This window comes from Cupriavidus taiwanensis LMG 19424 (assembly GCF_000069785.1).
GTDB classification, from domain to species: Bacteria; Pseudomonadota; Gammaproteobacteria; order Burkholderiales; family Burkholderiaceae; genus Cupriavidus; species Cupriavidus taiwanensis.
Window position 1 is genome coordinate 2,263,356 of record NC_010530.1, and the last position, 20,872, is coordinate 2,284,227.

Annotated in this window: 20 protein-coding genes; 10 read left to right on the forward strand and 10 right to left on the reverse strand. The window is 71.2% G+C overall.

What is annotated here, in order from left to right; genetic code table 11:
- Window positions 1-38 precede the first annotated feature (38 nt).
- The 3 genes from norR (at window position 39) to RALTA_RS25635 (ending at window position 3,952) form a co-directional block, all read left to right on the forward strand.
- Window positions 39-1,601 (forward strand): nitric oxide reductase transcriptional regulator NorR, encoded by a 1,563-nt coding sequence (norR, locus tag RALTA_RS25625; RefSeq protein ID WP_012356879.1) that lies wholly within the window; start codon window positions 39-41, stop codon window positions 1,599-1,601.
- A gap of 143 nt (window positions 1,602-1,744) precedes the next feature.
- Window positions 1,745-2,173: a polyhydroxyalkanoate granule-associated phasin gene (locus RALTA_RS25630; RefSeq protein WP_025584158.1), complete on the forward strand. Its 429-nt coding sequence runs from the start codon at window positions 1,745-1,747 to the stop codon at window positions 2,171-2,173.
- A 192-nt stretch (window positions 2,174-2,365) separates the two neighbouring features.
- Window positions 2,366-3,952: a histidine kinase N-terminal 7TM domain-containing protein gene (locus RALTA_RS25635; protein WP_012356881.1), complete on the forward strand. Its 1,587-nt coding sequence runs from the start codon at window positions 2,366-2,368 to the stop codon at window positions 3,950-3,952.
- A 7-nt stretch (window positions 3,953-3,959) separates the two neighbouring features.
- Here RALTA_RS25635 and ubiT read toward each other — a convergent pair whose 3' ends face one another.
- The 3 genes from ubiT to ubiU form a co-directional block, all read right to left on the reverse strand.
- Entirely contained in the window at window positions 3,960-4,424 is a 465-nt protein-coding gene (gene ubiT, locus RALTA_RS25640) for a ubiquinone anaerobic biosynthesis accessory factor UbiT (protein ID WP_012356882.1), read from the reverse strand.
- Window positions 4,421-5,353 carry a U32 family peptidase gene (locus tag RALTA_RS25645; protein WP_050976531.1) on the reverse strand — a complete coding sequence of 311 codons (933 nt, stop codon included), beginning with the start codon at window positions 5,351-5,353 and terminating at the stop codon, window positions 4,421-4,423. Before RALTA_RS25645 ends, ubiT begins: the two co-directional genes overlap by 4 nt.
- A gap of 64 nt (window positions 5,354-5,417) precedes the next feature.
- Window positions 5,418-6,458, reverse strand: a complete 1,041-nt coding sequence (gene ubiU, locus RALTA_RS25650) for a ubiquinone anaerobic biosynthesis protein UbiU (protein WP_193352074.1) — start codon at window positions 6,456-6,458, stop codon at window positions 5,418-5,420.
- A gap of 274 nt (window positions 6,459-6,732) precedes the next feature.
- On the opposite strand from ubiU, the gene RALTA_RS25655 reads away from it, so the two are divergent.
- Window positions 6,733-7,890, forward strand: a complete 1,158-nt coding sequence (locus RALTA_RS25655) for an NAD(P)H-dependent flavin oxidoreductase (RefSeq protein ID WP_012356885.1) — start codon at window positions 6,733-6,735, stop codon at window positions 7,888-7,890.
- Between the two features lie 91 nt (window positions 7,891-7,981).
- On the opposite strand, the gene RALTA_RS25660 is transcribed toward RALTA_RS25655, so the two are convergent.
- Window positions 7,982-9,274 carry a hypothetical protein gene (locus RALTA_RS25660; protein ID WP_012356886.1) on the reverse strand — a complete coding sequence of 431 codons (1,293 nt, stop codon included), beginning with the start codon at window positions 9,272-9,274 and terminating at the stop codon, window positions 7,982-7,984.
- A gap of 390 nt (window positions 9,275-9,664) precedes the next feature.
- Between RALTA_RS25660 and RALTA_RS25665 the strand changes: the two genes are divergently transcribed.
- The 4 genes from RALTA_RS25665 (at window position 9,665) to RALTA_RS25675 (ending at window position 13,157) form a co-directional block, all read left to right on the forward strand.
- Entirely contained in the window at window positions 9,665-11,692 is a 2,028-nt protein-coding gene (locus RALTA_RS25665) for a type IV pili methyl-accepting chemotaxis transducer N-terminal domain-containing protein (RefSeq protein WP_041232646.1), read from the forward strand.
- Window positions 11,689-12,342, forward strand: coding sequence for a response regulator (locus RALTA_RS25670; protein ID WP_012356888.1), 654 nt, complete (start codon window positions 11,689-11,691; stop codon window positions 12,340-12,342). Before RALTA_RS25665 ends, RALTA_RS25670 begins: the two co-directional genes overlap by 4 nt.
- A 306-nt stretch (window positions 12,343-12,648) precedes the next feature.
- Window positions 12,649-12,807: a DUF3309 family protein gene (locus RALTA_RS29245; protein WP_012356889.1), complete on the forward strand. Its 159-nt coding sequence runs from the start codon at window positions 12,649-12,651 to the stop codon at window positions 12,805-12,807.
- 161 nt (window positions 12,808-12,968) lie between these two features.
- Window positions 12,969-13,157 (forward strand): DUF3008 family protein, encoded by a 189-nt coding sequence (locus tag RALTA_RS25675; protein WP_012356890.1) that lies wholly within the window; start codon window positions 12,969-12,971, stop codon window positions 13,155-13,157.
- 88 nt (window positions 13,158-13,245) lie between these two features.
- Here the strand turns inward: RALTA_RS25675 and RALTA_RS25680 are convergent, their stop codons facing one another.
- From RALTA_RS25680 to RALTA_RS25690, 3 genes are all read right to left on the reverse strand, one after another.
- Entirely contained in the window at window positions 13,246-14,016 is a 771-nt protein-coding gene (locus RALTA_RS25680) for a ParB-like protein (RefSeq protein ID WP_012356891.1), read from the reverse strand.
- Window positions 14,000-14,452 carry a hypothetical protein gene (locus RALTA_RS25685; RefSeq protein WP_012356892.1) on the reverse strand — a complete coding sequence of 151 codons (453 nt, stop codon included), beginning with the start codon at window positions 14,450-14,452 and terminating at the stop codon, window positions 14,000-14,002. Before RALTA_RS25685 ends, RALTA_RS25680 begins: the two co-directional genes overlap by 17 nt.
- A gap of 167 nt (window positions 14,453-14,619) precedes the next feature.
- A complete protein-coding gene (locus RALTA_RS25690; protein WP_012356893.1) occupies window positions 14,620-15,477 on the reverse strand; it encodes an SDR family oxidoreductase in 858 nt (285 codons plus the stop codon).
- Window positions 15,478-15,826: 349 nt separating this feature from the next.
- Here RALTA_RS25690 and RALTA_RS25695 point away from each other — a divergent pair, with 349 nt between their 5' ends.
- Together RALTA_RS25695 and RALTA_RS25700 are read left to right on the forward strand one after the other, a co-directional pair.
- Window positions 15,827-17,008, forward strand: coding sequence for a BON domain-containing protein (locus RALTA_RS25695; RefSeq protein WP_041232647.1), 1,182 nt, complete (start codon window positions 15,827-15,829; stop codon window positions 17,006-17,008).
- A 3-nt stretch (window positions 17,009-17,011) separates the two neighbouring features.
- Window positions 17,012-17,686: a ParB-like protein gene (locus tag RALTA_RS25700; RefSeq protein ID WP_012356895.1), complete on the forward strand. Its 675-nt coding sequence runs from the start codon at window positions 17,012-17,014 to the stop codon at window positions 17,684-17,686.
- 18 nt (window positions 17,687-17,704) lie between these two features.
- On the opposite strand, the gene RALTA_RS25705 is transcribed toward RALTA_RS25700, so the two are convergent.
- From RALTA_RS25705 to RALTA_RS25715, 3 genes are read right to left on the reverse strand one after another with little or no spacing between them, the layout of a single operon-like run.
- On the reverse strand, window positions 17,705-18,790 hold the full coding sequence (locus RALTA_RS25705) for a DNA topoisomerase IB (protein WP_012356896.1): 1,086 nt from the start codon (window positions 18,788-18,790) through the stop codon (window positions 17,705-17,707).
- A gap of 12 nt (window positions 18,791-18,802) precedes the next feature.
- Window positions 18,803-19,657 (reverse strand): alpha/beta hydrolase family protein, encoded by an 855-nt coding sequence (locus tag RALTA_RS25710; RefSeq protein ID WP_012356897.1) that lies wholly within the window; start codon window positions 19,655-19,657, stop codon window positions 18,803-18,805.
- Window positions 19,644-20,762 carry a DUF3182 family protein gene (locus RALTA_RS25715; RefSeq protein ID WP_012356898.1) on the reverse strand — a complete coding sequence of 373 codons (1,119 nt, stop codon included), beginning with the start codon at window positions 20,760-20,762 and terminating at the stop codon, window positions 19,644-19,646. Before RALTA_RS25715 ends, RALTA_RS25710 begins: the two co-directional genes overlap by 14 nt.
- Window positions 20,763-20,872 lie beyond the last annotated feature (110 nt).

A 20,872-nucleotide genomic window follows, 5' to 3' on the forward strand; every position in this document is an offset into this window, starting at 1 on the left:
TGTCGCGGTACTAATTACCCTTTGAGGTTTTTTTCACCATGATGCAAGGCGCCATGTATCCCGACCTGCTGGCCGATCTCGTCGTGGATTTGCCGCACGCGGTGCGCCTGCAGCGGCTGGTCAGCGCGTTGCGCACGCATTTCCGTTGCGGCGCCGTGGCCCTGCTGCGGCTGGAGGAAGACCACCTGCGCCCGGTGGCGGTCGACGGCCTGGTGGGAGATGCGCTGGGGCGGCGCTTCGCGGTGGGCCTGCATCCACGCCTGGCCGCGATCCTGGCGCGCCGCGGGGTGACCTGCTTCCACCACGACAGCATGCTGCCCGACCCGTACGACGGCCTGATCGATGAGCATGTGGGCGAGCCGCTGCCGGTGCATGACTGCATGGGCACCCGGCTGGAAGTGGACGGCCAGCCCTGGGGCGCGCTGACGCTGGATGCGCTCACGGTTGGCACCTTCGACGGCGCGGCCCAGGCCGAACTGCAGCGGCTGACGGTGATCGTGGAGGCGGCCATCCGCACCACCCGGCTGGAAGGCGAGATCCGCGCGCTGCAGCTGGCGCGCGGTACCCCCGATGCCGAAGAAGGCGCGGCCCCGCATGACATCGGCGCGGAAATCATCGGCCAGAGCGAGGCCATCGCCAACCTGCTGCATGAACTGGAAGTGGTGGCCGACACCGACCTGCCGGTGCTGCTGCTGGGCGAGACCGGCGTGGGCAAGGAGCTGTTCGCGCACCGCCTGCACCGCCAGTCGCGCCGGCGCGCGCAGCCGCTGGTGCACGTCAACTGCGCCGCGCTGCCCGAATCCCTGGCCGAGAGCGAGCTGTTCGGCCACGCGCGCGGCGCCTTCTCGGGCGCCACCGGCGAGCGCCCCGGGCGCTTCGAGGCCGCCGACGGCGGCACCCTGTTCCTGGACGAGGTGGGCGAGCTGCCGCTGGCGATCCAGGCCAAGCTGCTGCGCACGCTGCAGAACGGCGAGATCCAGCGGCTGGGCTCGGACCGCCCGCGCCGCGTCAACGTGCGCGTGATCGCCGCGACCAACCGCAACCTGCGCGAGCATGTGCGCGACGGCTCGTTCCGCGCCGACCTGTACCACCGCCTGTCGGTCTACCCGATCCCGATTCCCCCGCTGCGCGAGCGCGGCAACGACGTGCTGCTGCTGGCGGGGCGCTTCCTCGAGCTGAACCGCGCCCGCCTGGGCCTGCGCAGCCTGCGGCTCTCTGGCGGCGCGCAGGACGCGCTGCGCCACTACCGCTGGCCCGGCAACGTGCGCGAGCTGGAACACGTGATCAGCCGCGCCGCGCTGCGCGCGGTCAGCCGCGGCGCGGGCCGCAATGACATCGTGACGCTGGCGCCGGAACTGCTCGACCTCGACGGCCTGGAGCAGCCGCCGGCCACCACGGATGGCGCCAGCGCGGCCAGCCCGCCCGCCATGCCGGCGCTGCCGGCGGGCATTGCGCTGCGCGACGCCGTGGAGCAAACCCAGCGCGCCTGCATCGCGCAAGCATTGCGCGACCACGGCGGCAACTGGGCGCAGGCGGCGCGCCAGCTCGGCATCGACGCCAGCAACCTGCACAAGCTGGCCAGGCGGCTGGGATGCAAGTGAACGGGGCGCCGGCTCCGGTGCCGCGGCATGGCAAGACGGGCCATTACCGCATAAGCTGATGCGGAGGCCCACACCGGGCGCCATCGTCGTGTGCAGCAACTGCCGCCCACTGCGCGCACGGCCCACCACTGGAGATTCCCGTGATGATGACCGCAACGCAAATCTACTGGCCGCCGGGATTGTGGCCCTTCCCTACCGTCTTCTCCGGCGTGCAGCAGCTCGGCGACATGCAGGCTGACCTGGCCGGCAGCTGGCGCCGCATGGCGGAGCTCAACCTGGATTTCACCCGCACGCTGTTTGAGAACTTCCAGTTCGACGCCATGGGCACGATGATGGAGCCGGATCCCGAAGCCCGCTACGCGCGCGAGATCGCCAGCGAGCTGCCGCTGCTCGGCGGTCCGCTGCATTACACCTCGGCCATGCTGGAGCTGTTCGCCCGTGCCCAGCAGAAATGGATCGACGGCTGGGGCCACCTGCTGACGCGCAGCATGGGGCTCGACTGGCAGGGCCTGCAGCAGGACGTTATCGATATTCCGTTCTGGCTGGTGCGGGAAACCCCGAGACAAACCTGACCGGATCCTGCCTCACCGCGGCTGCTTGCCGGGCGGCGGCAATCAGCCGTTGTTGCATCGGCACACCCGCTGCCAAGCGAACGATGCCACCCGGTATCATGCTGGCTGACGAGATCGCGGGGCGCACCCAACCGGCGCGCCTGGCCGGGCGGCGGCACCAGCGCCCGGGTCTCGCGACGCGCGCCGCCATCAATGCCCTCATATTCGCTGGTTCTCCTGCTTACCGTCGCCGTGGTTGCCTGTATCGGCATGGCCATCGCCACCTGGCCGCGGCGCGACGATCCGACCGTGCAAGCGTTCCTGGTGCTGGCCGCCGGAGCCGCCATCTGGAGCGGCGGCCGCCTGCTGGAAATCAGTTCGACCGACCTGGAGGGGCGCATCCTGTGGGCCAAGGTCCAGTACCTCGGGATCGTGGCCGTGCCGATCGGCTGGCTGGTGGCGATGGTGCACCTGAGCCGGCCGCGCTACGTGGTGCCCTGGTCCCGGCTATGGCTGCCGGTGCTGGCGGCGGTGGTCACCGTGGTGATGGTCTTTACCAACGAGCGCCACGGCCTGGTGTGGCCGCGCATCACGCTGCTGCCGCCCGGCGTGCTGCCCGGCGCGGTGTTCGACCATGGCGTCGGCTATGCCGTGGCGGCCGCGTGGACGTACCTGCTGCTGGCGCTGAGCCTGTATTTCCTGGTCACGGCCGAGGTGCCCAACGGCGCCTTGTCGCGCCGCGGGCGCGCCATCCTGGGCGGGGGACTGGCCCTGCCGCTGGTGGCCAATGTTGCCTATCTCAACCGCTGGACCGGACCGCTGGGCGGCGACCTGACCCCGGCGACGTTTTCGCTGATGGCGGCGCTGGTGTGGTTCTGCGCGCTGCGCACCCATCTGGACGATATCGGGCACTACGCGCGGCTGCGCGTGTTCGATGCGCTCAGCGAGGGCTGCGTCATCGTCGACGGCCACGGCACCATCGTCGAATTCAATCCGGCCGCGGCGCAGCTGTGGCCGGCGCTGCGCCGCGGCGACCCGCTGCCCGCCGGCTGGGACACCGCGCTGCGGCCTTCTCCTGCAAACCCTGAGGCCCACGCCGCGGACAGCGTTGCCGTGCCCTTCGTCCCGCCGGGCGCGCCGTTCGAGCTGACCGGCGAACGCGTCGCGCGCCTGGACGGCCGGCAGATGGGCACCCTGCTGTTCCTGCGCGACATCAGCCGCTTCCAGTCGCGCGAGCTGGCGCTGAGCGCGCGGCTGGGCCAGACCGAAGAACAGTTGTGGCAGGTGCAGGCAGACCTGGATATCGACGCGCTGACCGGCATCCGCAACCGCCGCTACTTCCAGCGCGAATCGATCGCGGCCGTGACGCGCGCGTGCGAGCGCGGCCAGCCGCTGGGGCTGCTAATCCTGGACGTGGACCAGTTCAAGCAATACAACGACCTGCATGGCCACATGGCCGGCGACGACTGCCTGCGGCAGATTGCCGGCGCCATCAGCGGCGTGCTGCACGGCGAGCAGTTCTGCGCGCGCCTGGGCGGCGAGGAGTTCGCCGCGGTGCTGCCCGGCGCGAGCCGTGACGAGACCCGCGAGCTGGCGCGCCGCATGGTGGCCGCGGTGCGCGAGCTGGGCATCGCGCACCAGGGCACGCCGGTGCAGCCGGTGGTGACCATCAGCGTGGGGGCAGTCTGGGCCGTGCCCGAAGCGCCGCGGCTGGAGCCGCTACTGCATCGCGCCGACAGCGCGATGTACCGCGCCAAGCGCGCGGGCCGCAACCGTTTCATGCTGGACGGCGACGCCTGAGCCGCGCTCAGGATGCCGCGCCCGCCCGTCCCGCGGTGGCGCCGTACAGCGCCACCAGCCGCGCCGCGGCCTGGCTGACCCAGGCGGGCCGCGGCGCGGCATCGAGCCAGTACTTGACCTCCAGCCCCAGCGCGGTATCGCCGCTGATCACCAGCCGGCGCTGGAAGAACAGCGTGTCGGTGTCGGCTTCTCCGCCCAGCAGGCGAAGGTAGTCCACCGCGCAGGCACGCAGCGTCAGCGCGGGCTCGTCGTCCGCGCTGCCGGCGCGGAAGCGCCCGCCTTCGCAGCGGAACGGCACGGCCAGCGCCAGGTCCTGCACCGTCAGCAGGAAGGCGTGTCCGTTCAGTGCCGCGGGCGGCTCCAGCCAGCCGGCGCGCCGCGCCAGCTCCAGCGCGGCCACCAGCGGCAGCGCCCGCGCGCGTGCCGGCAGGCGCCGGTGCACGCCGGCCATCAGCTTGCGCAGCGCGCTCATGCCGGCGCCTCCCAGGCGATGCCGGCGCGGCCGTGCCAGTAGCCGTTGCACGGCTCGGCACCAGCCGGCGTGATGCCGCTGGCAGCAGGCGCGCGCTGCCCCGCGCGGATCGCCGCCAGCTGCTGCACCACCGCGAGCGTGCCGGTCGAATGCGGGCTGACGCGCAGCATCCCCACGCCCATCCGTGCCATGTCCAGCGCCTCGGCGCACAGGTCCAGGCAGGTGGCGCTCTGCGTCTGCACCCCGTTCAGCGTGAAGAACGCCTGCCCTTCGCCGGTCGCGGCGACCAGGCCATCGGGATAGTCCATGCAGCGGAATTCGCAGCTGTCCTTGCGCAGGCGATGGTGGCGCGCGGTAAAGCAGCGCGCCGAGAACGCCAGCGGCAGGCGGCCCCAGACAAAGGCTTCCAGCTGCGTGCCGGCTGGCCGCGCCGCCGCCAGCGCGGCCAGCGTGGCGCCATCCATTTCCACCGGCGCGACGCAGCCCACCGCGCCCAGCCCGGCCAGCCATGCCAGCGTATCGGCATGGTAGACATTCAAATGCGGGCCGCCGACGAAGGGTCGCCCCGCCCTGCAGCGCACCGCGCCAAGATCGTTGGCCTCGACCAGGTAGTCGTCCTGCTCGCAGGCACGCCGCATCCATGCGATATCGGTATCGGACTCGACCAGCACCGGCGTGGACAGCACCACTTCCTTGCCGGCATCGCGCAGCATCTGCGCAATCTCCAGCCATTGCGCATGGCGGATTTCATGGCGGCGGGTGCAGACGGTTTCGCCCAGGTAGACGCGGTCGACCGGCGCATCGGCGACCGACGCGTAGAACTGCAGCACGGCCTCGCGCGGCCAGTAGTACAGCAGCGGACCCAGGGCGATGCCGAAGCCGGGCATCGCAGCGGCGTGCGGCATCGCGGCCGCGGCGGTGTGTGGCATGGAAAGCTCCATCGTGGCGGGCATGTGCCCCATGTCCGGATACAGGCAGGTGGATGTCATGGCGTCAGCGCCAGGGGCGGTCATAGGCGCCCTGCGTGACCTGGTCGCCCTCGGCATGGCGTCCCAGCGTGCCCTGCCACTCCTGGCGCGGTGCGAAGCGGGCCGGATCGGCGCAGGCGGCGTCGATGGCCGCGCGCAGCACGCCGACCACGTCGCCGACATAACGCGGGCTGCGCTGGCGCCCTTCGATCTTGATCGCGGCAATGCCCATGTCGATCAGCGCCGGCAGCAGCGACAGCGCATTCAGGCTGGTCGGCTCCTCCAGCACGTAGCCGCGCTCGCCCTCGACCTCGAAGCGCCCCTTGCACAGCGTCGGATAGCCGGCCGGCTCGCCGGGCGCGTAGCTGTCGATCAGGATGCCCGACAGCCGGGCCTGCATGGTGCCGTCCTGCTCGGTCCAGCGCACCGCATGCGCGGGCGAGCACACCCCCTTGTTGTTGGGCGAATCGCCGGTGGCATAGGACGACAGCAGGCAGCGCCCTTCGGCCATCACGCACAGGCTGCCGAAGCCGAACACCTCGAGTTCCACGCTGGTCTGGCGCGCCAGCTTGCCGATCTGCGCCAGCGACAGCACGCGCGGCAGCACCACGCGGCGGATGTTGAAGCGCTCGCGCATCAGCTCGATGGCGTCGGCATGGGTGGCCGAACCCTGCACCGACAGGTGCAGCCGCAGGTCCGGATGACGCGCGCAGGCATAGCCCATCAGGCCCGCGTCGGCCATGATCACGGCATCGGCGCCCAGGTCCGCGGCCGCATCGACGGCGCGGTGCCACTGCGCCACCGCGCCCATCTGTGCAAAGGTGTTGATGGCGAACAGCACCTCGGCGCCGTGCGCATGGGCCTCGGCCACGCCGGTGCGGATGTCGGCCTCGGTGAAATTCAGGCCGCCGAAGTTGCGCGCGTTGGTGGCATCGCGCAGCCCCAGGTAGACCGCATCGGCGCCATGCTGCAAGGCCATGCGCAGCGCCGCCAGCGAGCCGGCGGGCGCCACCAGTTGCGGGCGGCGCGGCGGAGCGTCGGAGCGTGCGGGGGTGGAACGGGTCATCGTTGATGGCGCCGGCGGCGGCGCGTGGGGATGAAGACAGCGGCCGATGCTAGCCAAGCGCCCGCGCCAGGGGCTTGACCGTGCGCAAACCCACGCCAACGGCACCCGGGCCGCGACGGGCTACGCCGGACGGCGTAGGCCGATGGCAGGCCACCCGGCCGGGGTTGACCTGCGGCAAACGCGGGCCCGCACCGCTGTGCCACGCTTGCGCGTCATCCCCGCGCCGGGGCCCGCCGTGGCGGCCCGGCGTCCATCCTCTTCCGGAGACCCGTTTATGAATCACCCCTGGCTCAAGCTGGGCGGCCGCCGCCTGCTGCCGATCGTGCAGGGCGGCATGGGCATCGGCATCTCGGCCCACCGGCTGGCCGGTGCCGTCGCGCGCGAAAACGGCGTCGGCACCATCGCCAGCATCGACCTGCGCCACCACCACCCCGACCTGATGGCGCGCACCCGCGGCAGCCGCGACAAGCCAGCCATCGAAGCCGCCAACCTCGAGGCGCTGGACCGCGAGATCCGCGCCGCGCGCACTGCGTCAGAGGGCCGCGGCCTGATCGCCGTCAACGTGATGAAGGCGGTCGGCTCGCATGCGGAGCTGGTGCGCCAAGCCTGCGAAAGCGGCGCCGATGCCATCGTCATGGGCGCCGGCCTGCCGCTGGACCTGCCGGAGCTGACCGCCGGCCATCCCAAGGTAGCGCTGATCCCGATCCTGTCCGAGGCGCGCGGCATCGGCCTGGTGCTGCGCCGCTGGATGAAGAAGGGCCGGCTGCCCGACGCCATCGTGGTCGAGCACCCGGCGCACGCAGGCGGCCACCTCGGTGCCGCGACCATCCAGGACTTGTCCGAGCCGCGCTTTTCGTTTTCGCGCGTGCTGGGCGAGTGCCGCGAACTGTTTGCGCAACTGGGGCTGGCCTGGGACAGCATCCCGCTGATCCTGGCGGGCGGCGTCGACAGCCACGCCAAGGTACGCCACTGGCTGGGCGAAGGCGCCGCCGCGGTGCAGCTGGGCACGGCCTTCGCCGTGACCGAGGAATGCGATGCCCATCCGGCCTTCAAGCAGGTGCTGGCCACCGCGCGCCCGGAAACCCTGCGCGAATTCACCAGCGTGGCAGGCCTGCCCGCGCGCGCGGTGCTGACGCCATGGCTGCAGCGCTACCTGTCGAGCGAAGCGCGCCTGCAGCGCCGTGCGCGCGTGCGCGAGTGCCTGGAAGGATTCGATTGCCTGCAGGCCTGCGGGCTGCGCGACGGCATCGCACGCATTGGCCAGTTCTGCATCGACCTGAAGCTGGCGCAGGCCGTGCGCGGCGACGTGGAGCGCGGCCTGTTCTTCCGCGGCCGCGGCGCGCTGCCGTTTGGAGAGGCCATCCGGCCGGTGGCGGAGTTGATGCACTACCTGCTGACGGGAGAAAAGCCGGCGGCGCTGGCGGCCGCCTGACCGCAGCATCCCCATCGCCAACGCCGCCGGAAAAAGGCTCCCCTCGCCCGCTTGCGGGAGAGGGGAGCCAACCGGTAGCATGGCAAGCCGATCAGCAACGCGGCGGCAACCCGCCACACTCGCGCATCTTTCGCATGCAGCGCAGCGCCGCCAGCAATTGCCATCCCAGCCACGCGTTGGCCCCCGCCAGCAGCAGCCCGCCGACGCGCGCCAGCAGCGCCGGCGCCACAGGCAGCGCCAGCAGCACCGCATAAGCCGCCAGCAGCAACCACGCCTGCGTCCGCTGCCGGCCCGGCGCGATGATCGCCTGCATCGCCGGCACGCGTGCCCTGGGCGGCAGCAGCCGGCGCAGGTGCAGCCAGACCAGGAACGGCACGATCTTGCCGAGCATCGCCGTGACCGGCAACACGCCCACGCCGACCAGCGCCATCGTGCCGGCCCACCATGCCAGCGGCAGCGCCGCCGCGGGCAACACCACGGCCGCCGCCCCCAGCACCGCTGCGCCGAGCATGCTGGCGCAGGCGACCGGCCACAGCAACCACAGCGCATCGTGACGCCGCCGCGCGCGCAGCGTGCCGGCCAGCCCGCATGCCCCCAGCACCGCCACGAACGACAGCCACACCACCAGCGCCGCCTGCGCCAGCACCGGCTGGTCCGGCCACAGCAGCAGCGCGACGCTGAACACAGCCAGCGGCGCCCAGTGCCCCGGCGGCAGCCAGCGCGCCAGCGCCGCGGGCAGGCGTGACGTCTGCCAGAACATCGGCAGCACGGTGGCCGCGACGCCGCTGACCAGCGCCGCCAGCCAGCCGCCCAGCGCCCATGCCATATGCAGGCCGAGCACCTGCGCCACCGGCACGCGCCACAGACCGCCGAAGGTGCCCGCCAGCGCGATGCCGGCGGCCACCGCCACGATCAGCGGCGCACCGATGCCGGCCAGCGTGCGCGTGGTGGCGTCCGCCGCGGCTACGCGCCGGCCCGCGGCAAGCAACACCGCGCCCACCAGCAGCAGCCCCGCGCCAAGGGCTGCGGCACTCCGCATCGCCGCCGGCTCCCCGCCCAGCAAGCCGAAGCCGAGCGCGGCCGCGACCGCCGCGCCGGTCGCGGCCATGAGCCGTGCCAGCCACCCGGCACCGGGGACGTCCACCCGGGCCACCACCGGCATCATCTGGAACAGCGCCCCGACCATCACCGGCAGCAGCATGCCCAGCGCCAGCGCATGCACCGCTGCCAGCGCCAGCGGCGCGAAGCGGTCGGGCAGGCCCGCCGCGGGTCCGGCTGCCAGCAACAGCCCCGCGGCCGCGCCCAGCCACGGCGCCGGCATCAGGCACCCGAACACCAGCGCAGGCCGCGGCGCGCGCGCATAGTCGAGATCCGCGCCTCTCATGCGCGACCCGTGGCGTGACGGCGGTGACGCATGCGTGCGCCCGTTGAAGTGGATACGGCCATCGCTCGTTCTCGCCAGTCCTGACAAAAGGCCCGATGCTAGGCCGCAGCGCCGCGCAGGGATTTGACCGAAGCCAAGTCCGGCCGGCATGAAATATCACGATGTGATGGAACTCGTCCCGGCGTCACACGCCATGCCAGCGATGCGCCGCTGCCCGCACATGCGCGCCCAAAAGCCGGGTTTCCTTGATCTGGCGCAGGTAGCCGAGTCTGTCGCGCGGGGAAAATCGCCCCCGACTCCTGCGTGACCCTGTTGCCATCGCCGTCGGCCCGCTGCCCGGCTCCCTCGACAGGCTCGCGACACGTTCCCCTGGTAGCCCCCGATACCGCCATGCCTGATACCGATCCTCCTGCCGCCCCCGCCACGGCGGCATCCGCGTTGCCCGCGCTGCGGCATCGCCTTTCCACACGCATCATCTCGTTGTCGCTGGCCGTGCTGCTGGTGGTGCTGGGCATGATTTCCGGCACGCTGTGGCTGTCCTGGAAGCTGGAAGGCGCAGGTGCCGCCATCAACGATGCCGGCAGCCTGCGCATGCGCGCCAACCGCGTGGCGATCGAGCTGGCGCTGGCGCACGCGGGCCGCGCCAATGACCTGGCCGCGCAGGTGCAGGCGCTGGACACCACGCTGGCGCTGCTGAAAAAGGGCGACGCGGCGCGGCCGCTGTTCCTGCCGGACGAGCCTGCCATCCATGCGCAACTGGCGCGCGTCACCCATGACTGGCAGCAGCGGCTGCGGCCGCTGGCCGGCGCCGGCGCGGTGCCTGCCGCATACGTTGCCGCGCTGCCGGGTTTCGTCGCCCAGGCCGACCGCCTGGTCGGCATGATCGAACACAACAGCGCGCGCAAGACCGACCTGCTGCGGCTGTCGCAGACCGCGCTGGCGCTGATGGCCTGCATCGGCACGGTCGCCGTGATCTACCTGCTCTACCTGTGGATCATCCTGCCGGTGCTGCGCCTGCAGGACGGCTTGCGGCGCATGGCCGCGCGCGAATTCTCGCTGCGCCTGCCGGTGGAAAGCCGCGACGAGTTCGGCACGCTCAGCGAGGGCTTCAACCGCATGGCGGGGGAGCTGCAGGGCCTGTACCACGACCTCGAAGCCCGCGTCGCGCAGAAGACCGCCGAACTGGAACGCCAGAACCGCGACCTGGAAACCCTGTACGAGATGGCCGCATTCCTGAACCAGGCCGCCGACGCCGAGGCCATGGCACAGGGATTCCTGGCGCGGGTGATGCGCCAGTTCGACGCCGACGGCGGCAGCGTGCGCGTGCTCGACAGCCGCCACGGCCGCATGCACCTGCTGGCCGCGGCGGGCCTGCCGGCGGCGCTGGCCGAGGCCGATTCCTGCGCCTCGGCCAGCGGCTGCCATTGCGGCGATGCCACGCGCGAGGCCGTGGTCGCCATCGTCGACCTGCGCGGCGCAGCACGCGCCGGCGCGGCCGACGAGACGCCCTGCGGCCGCGATGGCTTCCAGTCGCTGGCCGCGTTCCGCATCGAAAGCCAGCGCGGCGCCACCGGCATGTTCGCGCTGCATTTCCGCGCCCCGCGCAAGCTGCCGCCGTCGGACCGGCAATTGCTGCAGACGCTGGCGCAGCACCTGGGCACCGCGCTGGAACACCTGCGCCTGTCGGCCACGGCGCGCCAGCTGGCGGTGGTGGAAGAGCGCAACCTGGTGGCGCAGGGGCTGCACGACAGCATCGCCCAGGGGCTCAACTACCTGAACCTGCAGGTGCAGCTGCTGGACGACGCGGTCGCGCGCGATGACCTGGCAGAGACCCGCGAACTGGTGCCGATGCTGCGCCATGGTGTGGAAGAGAGCTACCAGGACGTGCGCGAGCTGCTGAACAACTTCCGCTCGCGCCTGGGCACCGGCGAACTGCGCCCCGCGGTGGAAGAGACCGTCGGGCGCTTTCGCCGGCAATGCCGCACCGAGGCCACGCTGGCCATCGACGAACGCGGCGGGGCCTGGCCGCTGTCGCCCGAGCAGCAGCTGCAGGTGCTGTTCATCCTGCAGGAAGCACTCTCCAACGTGCGCAAGCATGCCCTGGCGGCGCACGTGGCGGTGGCGCTCAGCCATGGCCGCGATTTCCGCCTGGTGGTGCAGGACGACGGCGAGGGCTTCGATCCGGATGAACTGGCCACCCGCGCCGACGCCCATATCGGCCTGAGCATCATGCGCGAGCGCGCCGCGCGGCTGGGGGCGCAACTGCACGTGCAGGCCAGCCCCGGCAGCGGCGTGCGCATCGAACTGGTGCTGCCCGCCGGCAGCCAGGCCGCCGCCCGGCGCGACCGCATCGCCAGCCCCCTCACCAGCCCTGCCCGACTCAATCGCCTCAATCGCCTGAGCGAGACCCAGCCATGACCATCCGCATCCTGCTGATCGACGACCACACCCTGTTCCGCTCGGGCATCCGCGCGCTGTTGCAGCGCCAGGCCGACTTCGAGATCGTTGACGAAGCCTCCGACGGCGTGGAGGGCATCAAGCGCGCCAAGCAGCATCGGCCCGACGTGATCCTGCTCGACCTGAACATGCCGGGGCTGTCCGGACTCGAAGCCCTGCAGCTGCTGGTCGAAGACCTGCCGCAGACCGCGGTGATCGTGCTGACGGTGTCCGAGGAGGCCGAGGAACTGGCCGCCGCGCTGCGCGGCGGCGCGCGCGGCTACCTGATCAAGAACATCGAGACCGAGGCACTGATCGCCGGCATCCGCCGCGCCGCCGCCGGCGAGCCGGTGATTTCCGACAGCATGACCGCCAAGCTGGTGGCCCAGTTCCGCGCGCCCGTTCCCGCGGTCGCGCTGCGCCAGGACGATGCGCCGCGGCTGACCGCGCGCGAGCGCGAGATCGTGCAGGGCCTGGCCCGCGGCGAAAGCAACAAGGAGATCGCGCGCGACCTGGGCGTGGCCGAGAGCACGGTGAAGATCCACGTGCAGAACATCCTGAAGAAATTGAACCTGGCTAGCCGCGTGCAGGTGGCGGTCTATGCGGTGGAACACGGCCTCAACACGGCCTGAACACAACCGGACCGCGCCGCGGCGTCCCCCCGGTCCCTGCAACCCTCGCGCTTTTGCACCGCACCGCGCCGGCCTCGCCGCGCAGCCGTGCGGTGCGGCGCGCGCTTGTGCGGCGCGCCAACGGTCGCCGCGCGGGTCGCCTTGCACGCACCCGGGCGTCGTCCGATTCCTACATCGATATCAGCCCCTGCCCGGAGGGATGCCCGCACCCCTTGTTCTACGCTGAACGGTAAGCGGATGGCTCTGCGGAGCCGCCCCGGACCGGAAGCCGCGCGGCTTCCCCGATTCACGAACACGGAGCACACCATGGGAATCGGCACCATCCTCCTGATCATTCTCGTCCTGCTGCTGATCGGCGCCTTGCCGGCCTGGCCGTACAGTTCCGGCTGGGGCTACTGGCCGAGCGGCGGTCTGGGGCTGATCGTCCTGATCGTGGTGCTGCTGGTGGTGCTGGGCCGGATCTAGCGTCCGGACGGCAACGCGCGGCGGCACGGAGCGCGCGGCAAGCTTGCGTGACGGCCGCGCTTGTGCCGGCCGCGCCTGGCACCTATAACGAAGCGCGGGCACGCGCGGCAGCGTGCGCCCGGTCTTTTTCCACCCTTTCACCTTTTCGCAAGGAGACTGAGATGCCAGCAAAATCCAAGGCGCAACAGCAGGCTGCCGGAGCGGCGCTCTCCGCGAAGCGCGGCGAAAAGAAGGCCGGTTCGCTCAAGGGACCTTCCCGCTCGATGTATAAGTCGATGAGCGAAAAGGAGCTCGACAAGATGGCTTCGACCAAGACCAAGGGCATGCCGAAGCACAAGTCGGAGCGTTGAGCGGTACGCGCCGGCCTCTTGCGTGAGCCGGCCCGCGCTGAAAGCGCGGAATACCCGCCAACAGGGCAGGCGCGCGCCTGCCCTGTTGCTATCTGGCCCCCGCGTTCTTGCCACCGCCGGGCCTCGACAGCTTCGCCGGCTTGCCCGTCTTGCCCTCCTGCGGTCCGCCGCAATAGCCCGGCAGGCGTTTGGCTCGCGGGCTGCGGGCGAGCTTGATCGATTCCGCCAGTGCCAGCCCGAAGCCGGCGATACTGCCGAGGTCCTGCTCCACCCGCTTGCGCAGGAACCCGGCCCAGCAGAAGTCGCCGTAGGCGCCGTCCGGCTTGCGGTACGCGCCCGCCTCGCGGACAAAGGCGGCCAGGCTCCGGTAAGGGTCGTCGCGCATGCTGCGCACGGTCGAAGGCAACGCCTTGACGCCAAGCCACTTGCCGCGCTCGTCGTAGGGATGGACATGTCCCAGCTGGCGCATGCGCCTCCAGAACGCGGCGCCGCCCAGGTGGCTGAAGTCTTCCAGGACCCGTACCGGCGCGACCTCGTAGCCGAGATCCAGCCACGCGCGCGCCCAATGGTGGTGGTCGACGATATAGAGCTCTCCGCCCGGCCCCGCGATGGTCTTGATGCGATGCCGGCGCATGAAGCGCTGCAGCGCTGCGCCATCTTCCGGATTGGCGTGGCGCTGCGTGACTTCCATCTTGTGGTGTACGTGGATATAGCCCAGCGTCAGCTGGGTCGGGCGCAGCCGCGCCAGTTCTGCGACGGCCTCGCCGCGCGCGCAGCGCGGCGCGATGACCCGAGCGCCAGGCGCCGCGCCGGTGCCGGGCTGGTCCGCAACGTCGGGGCGTTCAGTCGTGCTCGACACGTTTCTGGTTGACGAATTGCTCCAGCTCGCTGCCGGGATCTTCGTTCCCGGTGCTCTCTTCGGCGGTGGCGTCGCTCGCCAGCGGGCGCGGCCAGTACTCGCCCTCGCCCTCGCGCACTGGCTCGCCGTGCCGGGCAGGGTCGAAATCGGTCCACTGCCCGCACTCCCACGTGCCCTGCGCGCGCTCGAGCTGGCTGGCGCCGGTTTCGCGCAACACGTCGATGACCACCGAACCGAGCCCGTTGTTCACGCACGCGGCTAGCATGACGTTGTCCGCGGGCTGCTGCGCGGTGCCATCGTCGTGCTGGTCCGGGCCGCGGCCGCGCACTGACACGATGGATACATCCCAGACCGAAAACCCGCGCGCAAACAGCGTGCGTGCGGCATCTTCGGCGCTGGCGAGCGAATCGAAACGTCCCGCAATGATCGATGACATGATGCCTCCAAGAGAATGGCAATGGCGGTCGGCTGATCTCACCCGTATTGCAAGAGCCACGCCCGCGCGCAGGATCTGCACGGTGCGGCAATCCGGCCCAACCCCGCGTGCAATATTTGCAAACGCGACCCCGGAACTACATGCGCGCGTGGCGAAACTTCTGTCTATCAGCCGTTCACGACCTCACCGCCATTGATGTGCAGGATCTGCCCGGTGATATAGCTGGCCGCATCGGAGGCGAGAAACACGTAGCCGCCCGCGACTTCGAACGGTTGCCCCGGGCGTCCCATGGGCGTCTTCTTGCCGAACTCCGCCACTTCCTCGGGGCTGAACGTGGACGGGATCAGCGGCGTCCAGATCGGGCCCGGGGCCACGCCGTTGACGCGGATGCCGCGCTCCACCACTTGCAGCGCCAGCGAGCGCGTGAACGACACGATCGCGCCCTTGGTGGCCGAATAGTCCAGCAAATGCTTGCTGCCGCGATACGCGGTGACCGAAGTGGTATTCAGAATCGATGCGCCGGCCTTCAGGTGCGGCAGCACTGCGCGCGTCAGGTGGAACATCGCAAACACGTTGGTGCGGAAGGTGGCCTCGACCTGGCTGGCTTCGACTTCCTCTAGCGATTCCTTGGGATGCTGCTCGGCGGCATTGTTGACCAGGATGTCGAGCTTGCCGTACTGCTGCAGCGTCTGACGCGCGACGGCTTCGGCGTGGTCGCAGTCGGCGAGATCGCCGGCGATGGCGAGGCATTTGCGCCCGGCCTGCTCCACCAGGTTGACCGTCTCGCGCGCATCGGCATGTTCGTCCAGGTAGGCGATGGCGACATCGGCGCCTTCGCGCGCGAATGCGACGGCAATGGCGCGGCCGATGCCGCTGTCGCCACCGGTGACCAGCGCGACGCGTCCGTTGAGCCGGCCGCTGCCGACGTAATCGTCGGCGCCGCTGTCGGGCTGCGGACGCATCGGGGCTTCCAGCCCGGGCTGGCGCGACTGGTGCTGGGGCGGGACGCTCTTGGGTGTGGACATGGCAGTCTCCTGTCGGTGTGGCCGCGCCATGCGACGCCGGCGTGACGGCGCGCCGCGGCCATGCAAAGGTGCCAGGGTGGCGCGCAAGTTCCATGCCGCTCAGCGCAAGGCGCGGGCCCGCATGCCGCCCGTGCGCGGCGGCATCGGCGCGGCGGCGCTGCCCGTAACCCTTACATCGCACGGCAAACCTTACAGCGAGCGTGCATGCGGCACTGCGCCGTTTCATGCGCGCGCCGGGGCACGGATTTTGCGGCCCTCTCCATATCCGAAACGTCAACGGCTTCCGGCGCCTGCCGCACTTGCCTGCGGGCAGTGCCGGCGCGCGGGGCCTCACCGCCAGGAGGCAGATATGTTCAACTTCCGCAATGACCGCGGCAGCCGCGGCCGGCCCGAAGCGCAACGCCGCGACCGCGGCCCCGAGCAAAGGATGCGCGATGAAAGCGAGGGCCGCGGTTCGGAGGACTGGGGGCAGGAATGGGGCGAGGACTGGCGCGGCCAGAGCAGCCAGCGGGGCGGCGAGTATGGCGGCGGCGACGACCGCGGCCAGCGCCGGCAGGAGAGCCGCCGCGATGAACAACGCGGCGAAAGCCGCGGCCAGGGCAGCAGCATGGGCAGCGAGCGCGAGGGCTCGCGCCACGGCGGCCCATGGTATGAGCAGGACACCCCCGCCAGCCAGCGGCGCGGCAGCTGGGGCGAGAGCGGCTATGGCGCCGCCGATGTCGGCGGCAGCGGCCATCCGTACAGCAGCGGCTATGGCGGCTACCGGCCATCGCCGCAGGACAGCGGCTACCGCAGCCAGGAACGCGAATCGGGCTACGGCTATCGCGACGAAGACCGCTTCGGTCCGAGTGGGCGCCGGAGCGAGTCGGGCGGGCGCTATGAACGCGATGAACGCAGCGAACGCAACCAGCGCGGCCAGGGCGGCTGGGGCTCCGAGCGCGGCCGCGGCGAAGGCGGGCGCGCCATGCACTGGCAGGAAGGCAGCGAACGCGACCGCGCCCAGCGCGGCGGACAGCCCAGCTATGGCGGCGGCTACTTCGGCGATGCGGGCCGTGGCGGCCAGTCGTTCAGCGGCGGGCAGCGCGTCTACCCCGACGACCCGGGCTACCGGCGCCGCACCCCCTTTGCCGGCCAGGCCGGCGCCTCCGGGGCGCAGGGCGGCCAGCATGCCGGCCGGCGCGTGACCGGCCCCAAGGGTTACCGCCGCTCTGACGAGCGCGTGCGGGAAGATGTGTGCGAACGCCTGGCGATGAACCCGTATATCGACGTGGGCGAGGTCAGCGTGGAAGTCGCGAATGGTGTCGTGACGCTGGACGGCACCGTCAGCGAGCGCCGCGAGAAATACGTCGTCGAGGAAATCGCCGACGCGGTGTTCGGCGTCACCGAGGTCGATAACCGCCTGCGCGTGCAACGCCAGCAAGGCAGCTCCTGGGCCGCGGGCTCCGAAGTGGGCGGCGACACATCGACGGGCAGCGCCAGCAGTACGTCGGCCGGCGGCACATCGCCGGACCGCACCCTGAACAAGAGCTGAGCGTTGACGCCCATCCAGTCCATCGCGCCCAAGGCGCCCGCCCCGCGGCGGGCGCCACGCAAGCTGGCGCCCGACAGCAAGCTGATGGTGCCGCTGGACGCGTTGCGTCCTACCCAGATCACGGTCGGCGGCTACCACGTGGCGCAGAAGATGCACGTAACGCGGCGCATCGCGCCCGAGGCGCGCGCGGCGTTCCTGGACCGGCACCGCGTGCATCTGGTGATCGGGCCGCAGCAGGTGCTCTATGTGGTTGACCACCACCATTGGGTGCGCGCGTGGCATGACCTCGGGCTGACCCATGTGCCCGGCATCGTGCGCGCCGACCTGAGCGACATGGAGCTGCCCGCGTTCTGGCGCCACATGGTCGCCCAGCACCTGGTCCACCCCTACGACGAGCATGGCCGCCGGCGGCCGCTGACCGAACTGCCCGAGGCCATCCACGATATGCGCGACGACCCGTACCGCAGCCTGGAGGCCTTCGTTCAGCTTGCGGGCGGCTATCGCAAGGTCAAGACCGCCTACCTCGATTTCCGCTGGGCGGACTTCTTCCGGCGCCACGTGCCCGGGCCGTTCGACACGCCGCATCACTTCGCCTTCGCGGTGGCGCACGCCTTCAGGCTGGCGCACTCGCGCGAGGCCAAGGACCTGCCCGGCTATATCGGCGCGCTGGGCTGCTGAGCGCCGGGCCGGTGACGGTCAGCCGCCATTGCCCTTCTTGCCGTTCGCCGGCTGCGCCTGGCTCGCCGCCAGCAACTGCAGCAGCCGCGCCTCGTCCGCGCGCAGCCGGGCCATGGCGGGCGCCCGGCCGCCCGCCTGCAGCACGCCGGCAAGGTATGCATCGATGACGTCGGGATGCACATAGCATTTGCGGCACACCGCGACAGTATTGCGCAGCTGGCCCGCGACCTCGCGGATGGCATCGGTCACGGCCTTGCGGCGCGCCGTCTCGCTGGCCGCTTCCGGCAGTTTGCGCAGGATCGCCAGCGCATGCACGCTGCCGGCCCAGGTGCGGAAATCCTTGGCGGTAAAGTCGCCGCCGGTCACCTCCTGCAGGTAGGCGTTGACGTCGGCCGAGCCGATCTCGCGGATCTCGCCCTCGCTGTCGCGGTACTTGAACAGACACTGGCCGGGCAGGTCGGCACAGTTGCGCACGATGCGCGCGAGGCGCGGGTCGTTCACGGAGACGTCGTGCGTGATGCCGCTCTTGCCGGTGAACTGGAAGCGCAGCCGGCTGCCGCGCACGGTTACGTGGCGCCGCCGCAGCGTGGTCAGTCCGTAGGTACGGTTCTGACGCGCGTAGCGCGGCGAGCCGACGCGCACCAGCGTGGCGTCGAGCAGCAGCACCACCGCGCCCACCACCTTCTCGCGCGGCATGCCGTTGCGGCGCAGGTCGCGCGCCACCCGGGCGCGCAGGCGCGGCAGCGCGGCGCCGAATGCCGCCAGCCGCGCATACTTGTCGGAATCGCGCAGCGCGGCCCATTGCGGGTGGTAGACGTACTGCTTGCGCCCGCGCGCGTCGCGCCCGGTGGCCTGCAGGTGGCCGCGCGGGTCGGGGCAGATCCACACCGACTCGTAGGCCGGCGGAATCGCCAGCGCCGCGATGCGCGCCAGCGTCTCGGCATCCGTCACGCGCTTGCCATCGGGGCCGGTATAGCTGAAGCCGCTGCCATGGCGCCGGCGCGTGATGCCCGGGCTACTGTCATCGACATAGCGCAGCCCGGCGTCGCGCAGCACCGCGTCGAGCGCGGCGGGGGCTTCGGCGCCGGGCAGCGTGCTGTCCATGGGCGCGCGCGGCTAGGCCGCGCCCGGCGCGCTGGCCGGCTCGCGCTGCGGTTCGAGTCCCGCATCGGGCGCGGGAGGCGCGGGCTTGGGCGGCGCCGGCGGCGCCGCGCGCTCGGCGGTGACCGGGCCGGCGCGGGCCACGGTGACCATTTCACGCAGCCAGTTGACCAGCATGCTGCTGTAGGTGCGCTGGTACTCCTCGTCGCTCAGGCCATGGTCGGCGCCCTTGATCACGCGGTAGGTCAGCGAATTGGCATGGATGCAGGCATCGACATAGCTCATCACCGCGGCATGGGGCACGATCTGGTCGTGCTCGGATTCGATCACCAGCACATCGCCGGTAAACGCCGTGCAGGCGCGCAGCGCGCGATTGCTCGCGGGCGGCACCATGCTGCGCCGGTAGGCCACCAGGTCCTGCTCGCGGTGCAGCTGGCGCTTGGGCAGGTCCCAGCCGGAGTCCATGTACAGCGCCGGGGCACGGAACGCCAGCCAGCGCACCTGGCGCAGGCTGCTGAGCAGCGCCGCCAGGTAGCCGCCATAGCTGCTGCCCACCACCGCGATCGCGTTGCGGTCGACCTCGGGCTGGCGCACCAGCACATCGTAGGCCGCCACCACGTCTGCCAGGTTGCGCGTGCGGCTGACGGTCTCGTACTGCGCGCGCGTGCCGGCGTGGCCGGTCAGGTCGAAGGTCAGGCAAACGCAGCCCAGCCCCGCCACCTTGCGCGCCCGCGCGAGGTATTGCTGCTGGCTGCCGCCCCAGCCATGCACGAACAACACGCCCGGCAACTTGGTTTCCGGGCTGATCAGGGTACCGGCAATGGTGCCGCCTTCGCTTTCGATCTGCAGCAGTTCTTCATGCGTTGCCATCGGACTCAGGCTCCAGTCGTGCGTACTTGGTCAACGGGCCGACATGGCGGTCTTCGCCCTGGTAAAAGACCTCGGCGTCATCCGGCACGCGCACATCGTTGCCGTAGACTTCGCGCGTGGACGCGAGCACGCGTGTGCGGCCCGGGTCGTCGCGCAATGCCGCCAGCGCCAGCAGTTCGGCACCGGTCGCGCCGCCCACGCGCCAGGACTGCTCCAGCACCCCGCCGAGCACCTGGCCGCCATCGGCGCCGCCGGCCGGCGCGCCAAAGGCGACGTCGTAATTGCAGCGCGACAGCACCATGCCGCCGCCCTCGCCATAGCAGGCCACCGCGGCCTCGTGATACACCATCGCCGCGCGCACCGCGGCAATGATGCGGGCGTCGAACGGGTGCTGCAGCAGCGCGTCAAAGCCGCCGCGTACCACCGTCAGCGTCGAGCCGCCGTAGACCTTCTGGCCCCGGTTGTTCTCGGTCAGCCCCTGCGTGCCGCAATAGCTGGCCTCCAGTCCTGCCAGCACGACCTTGCCCACGCTGTAGGTGTGCGGCGCGCGCAGGTCGCGCTCGACCACCAGGCCGTCGCGCTCCACCACTTCGGGGGCAAGCGCGGCCAGCGCCTGCTCCAGCGCGCGTTCGTCGTCGACCACACGCTGGCCCAGCCCGCCGACGCCGCCCGTATCCTTCAGCCGCACCGGTCCGAGCACGAGCAGGCGCCGCGCCGCGATGCGCGCATCGTCGACGCTGAACGCGGTGAAACCCGGCAGCGTGGCGCCCACCGCGCGTCGCACAAAGGCCTCGGACCAGCCCCGCGGCGCCGCTGCGCCAGGCTCGACCAGGCCATGCGTGATGGCCTTGGTGGCGACGAACGCGTACGGCACCACGCCGCCGAAGAGATCGTCCAGGCCCTGCACGCCCAGGCGTGTCGCCAGCTCGCGGCCGACCAGGCTCTGCGCCGGTACCAGGTAAGGCGGCGGACCTCCTGCGGAGGGCGGCGCGTAGCCGCCGGCGTACGGCAGGCCCGCAATCTCGGCTACCTTGCGGGCGATATTGGCAAGGGTCATGCCATGGTGGCTGTCGGCCTGGCCCAGGGTTTCACAGCCGTAGGCCATCACCGCCCGGGCGCGCTGCCGCCCGGCTGCGCGATCTGCTGCCGGCAGCGCCGGTTTGCGCCTGTCTGGGCTGCCTGATGCGGTCACGGGCTGGCTCCTGTCTCGGTTGT

Bases quoted from the DNA above. Each gene is read 5' to 3' on its own strand.
- norR (WP_012356879.1), top strand. From the start codon at position 39: ATGATGCAAGGCGCCATGTATCCCGACCTGCTGGCCGATCTCGTCGTG.
- RALTA_RS25630 (WP_025584158.1), top strand. From the start codon at position 1,745: ATGATGACCGCAACGCAAATCTACTGGCCGCCGGGATTGTGGCCCTTC.
- RALTA_RS25635 (WP_012356881.1), top strand. From the start codon at position 2,366: ATGCCCTCATATTCGCTGGTTCTCCTGCTTACCGTCGCCGTGGTTGCC.
- ubiT (WP_012356882.1), bottom strand. From the start codon at position 4,424: ATGAGCGCGCTGCGCAAGCTGATGGCCGGCGTGCACCGGCGCCTGCCG.
- RALTA_RS25645 (WP_050976531.1), bottom strand. From the start codon at position 5,353: ATGCCACACACCGCCGCGGCCGCGATGCCGCACGCCGCTGCGATGCCC.
- ubiU (WP_193352074.1), bottom strand. From the start codon at position 6,458: ATGACCCGTTCCACCCCCGCACGCTCCGACGCTCCGCCGCGCCGCCCG.
- RALTA_RS25655 (WP_012356885.1), top strand. From the start codon at position 6,733: ATGAATCACCCCTGGCTCAAGCTGGGCGGCCGCCGCCTGCTGCCGATC.
- RALTA_RS25660 (WP_012356886.1), bottom strand. From the start codon at position 9,274: ATGAGAGGCGCGGATCTCGACTATGCGCGCGCGCCGCGGCCTGCGCTG.
- RALTA_RS25665 (WP_041232646.1), top strand. From the start codon at position 9,665: ATGCCTGATACCGATCCTCCTGCCGCCCCCGCCACGGCGGCATCCGCG.
- RALTA_RS25670 (WP_012356888.1), top strand. From the start codon at position 11,689: ATGACCATCCGCATCCTGCTGATCGACGACCACACCCTGTTCCGCTCG.
- RALTA_RS29245 (WP_012356889.1), top strand. From the start codon at position 12,649: ATGGGAATCGGCACCATCCTCCTGATCATTCTCGTCCTGCTGCTGATC.
- RALTA_RS25675 (WP_012356890.1), top strand. From the start codon at position 12,969: ATGCCAGCAAAATCCAAGGCGCAACAGCAGGCTGCCGGAGCGGCGCTC.
- RALTA_RS25685 (WP_012356892.1), bottom strand. From the start codon at position 14,452: ATGTCATCGATCATTGCGGGACGTTTCGATTCGCTCGCCAGCGCCGAA.
- RALTA_RS25690 (WP_012356893.1), bottom strand. From the start codon at position 15,477: ATGTCCACACCCAAGAGCGTCCCGCCCCAGCACCAGTCGCGCCAGCCC.
- RALTA_RS25695 (WP_041232647.1), top strand. From the start codon at position 15,827: ATGTTCAACTTCCGCAATGACCGCGGCAGCCGCGGCCGGCCCGAAGCG.
- RALTA_RS25705 (WP_012356896.1), bottom strand. From the start codon at position 18,790: ATGGACAGCACGCTGCCCGGCGCCGAAGCCCCCGCCGCGCTCGACGCG.
- RALTA_RS25710 (WP_012356897.1), bottom strand. From the start codon at position 19,657: ATGGCAACGCATGAAGAACTGCTGCAGATCGAAAGCGAAGGCGGCACC.
- RALTA_RS25715 (WP_012356898.1), bottom strand. From the start codon at position 20,762: ATGGCCTACGGCTGTGAAACCCTGGGCCAGGCCGACAGCCACCATGGC.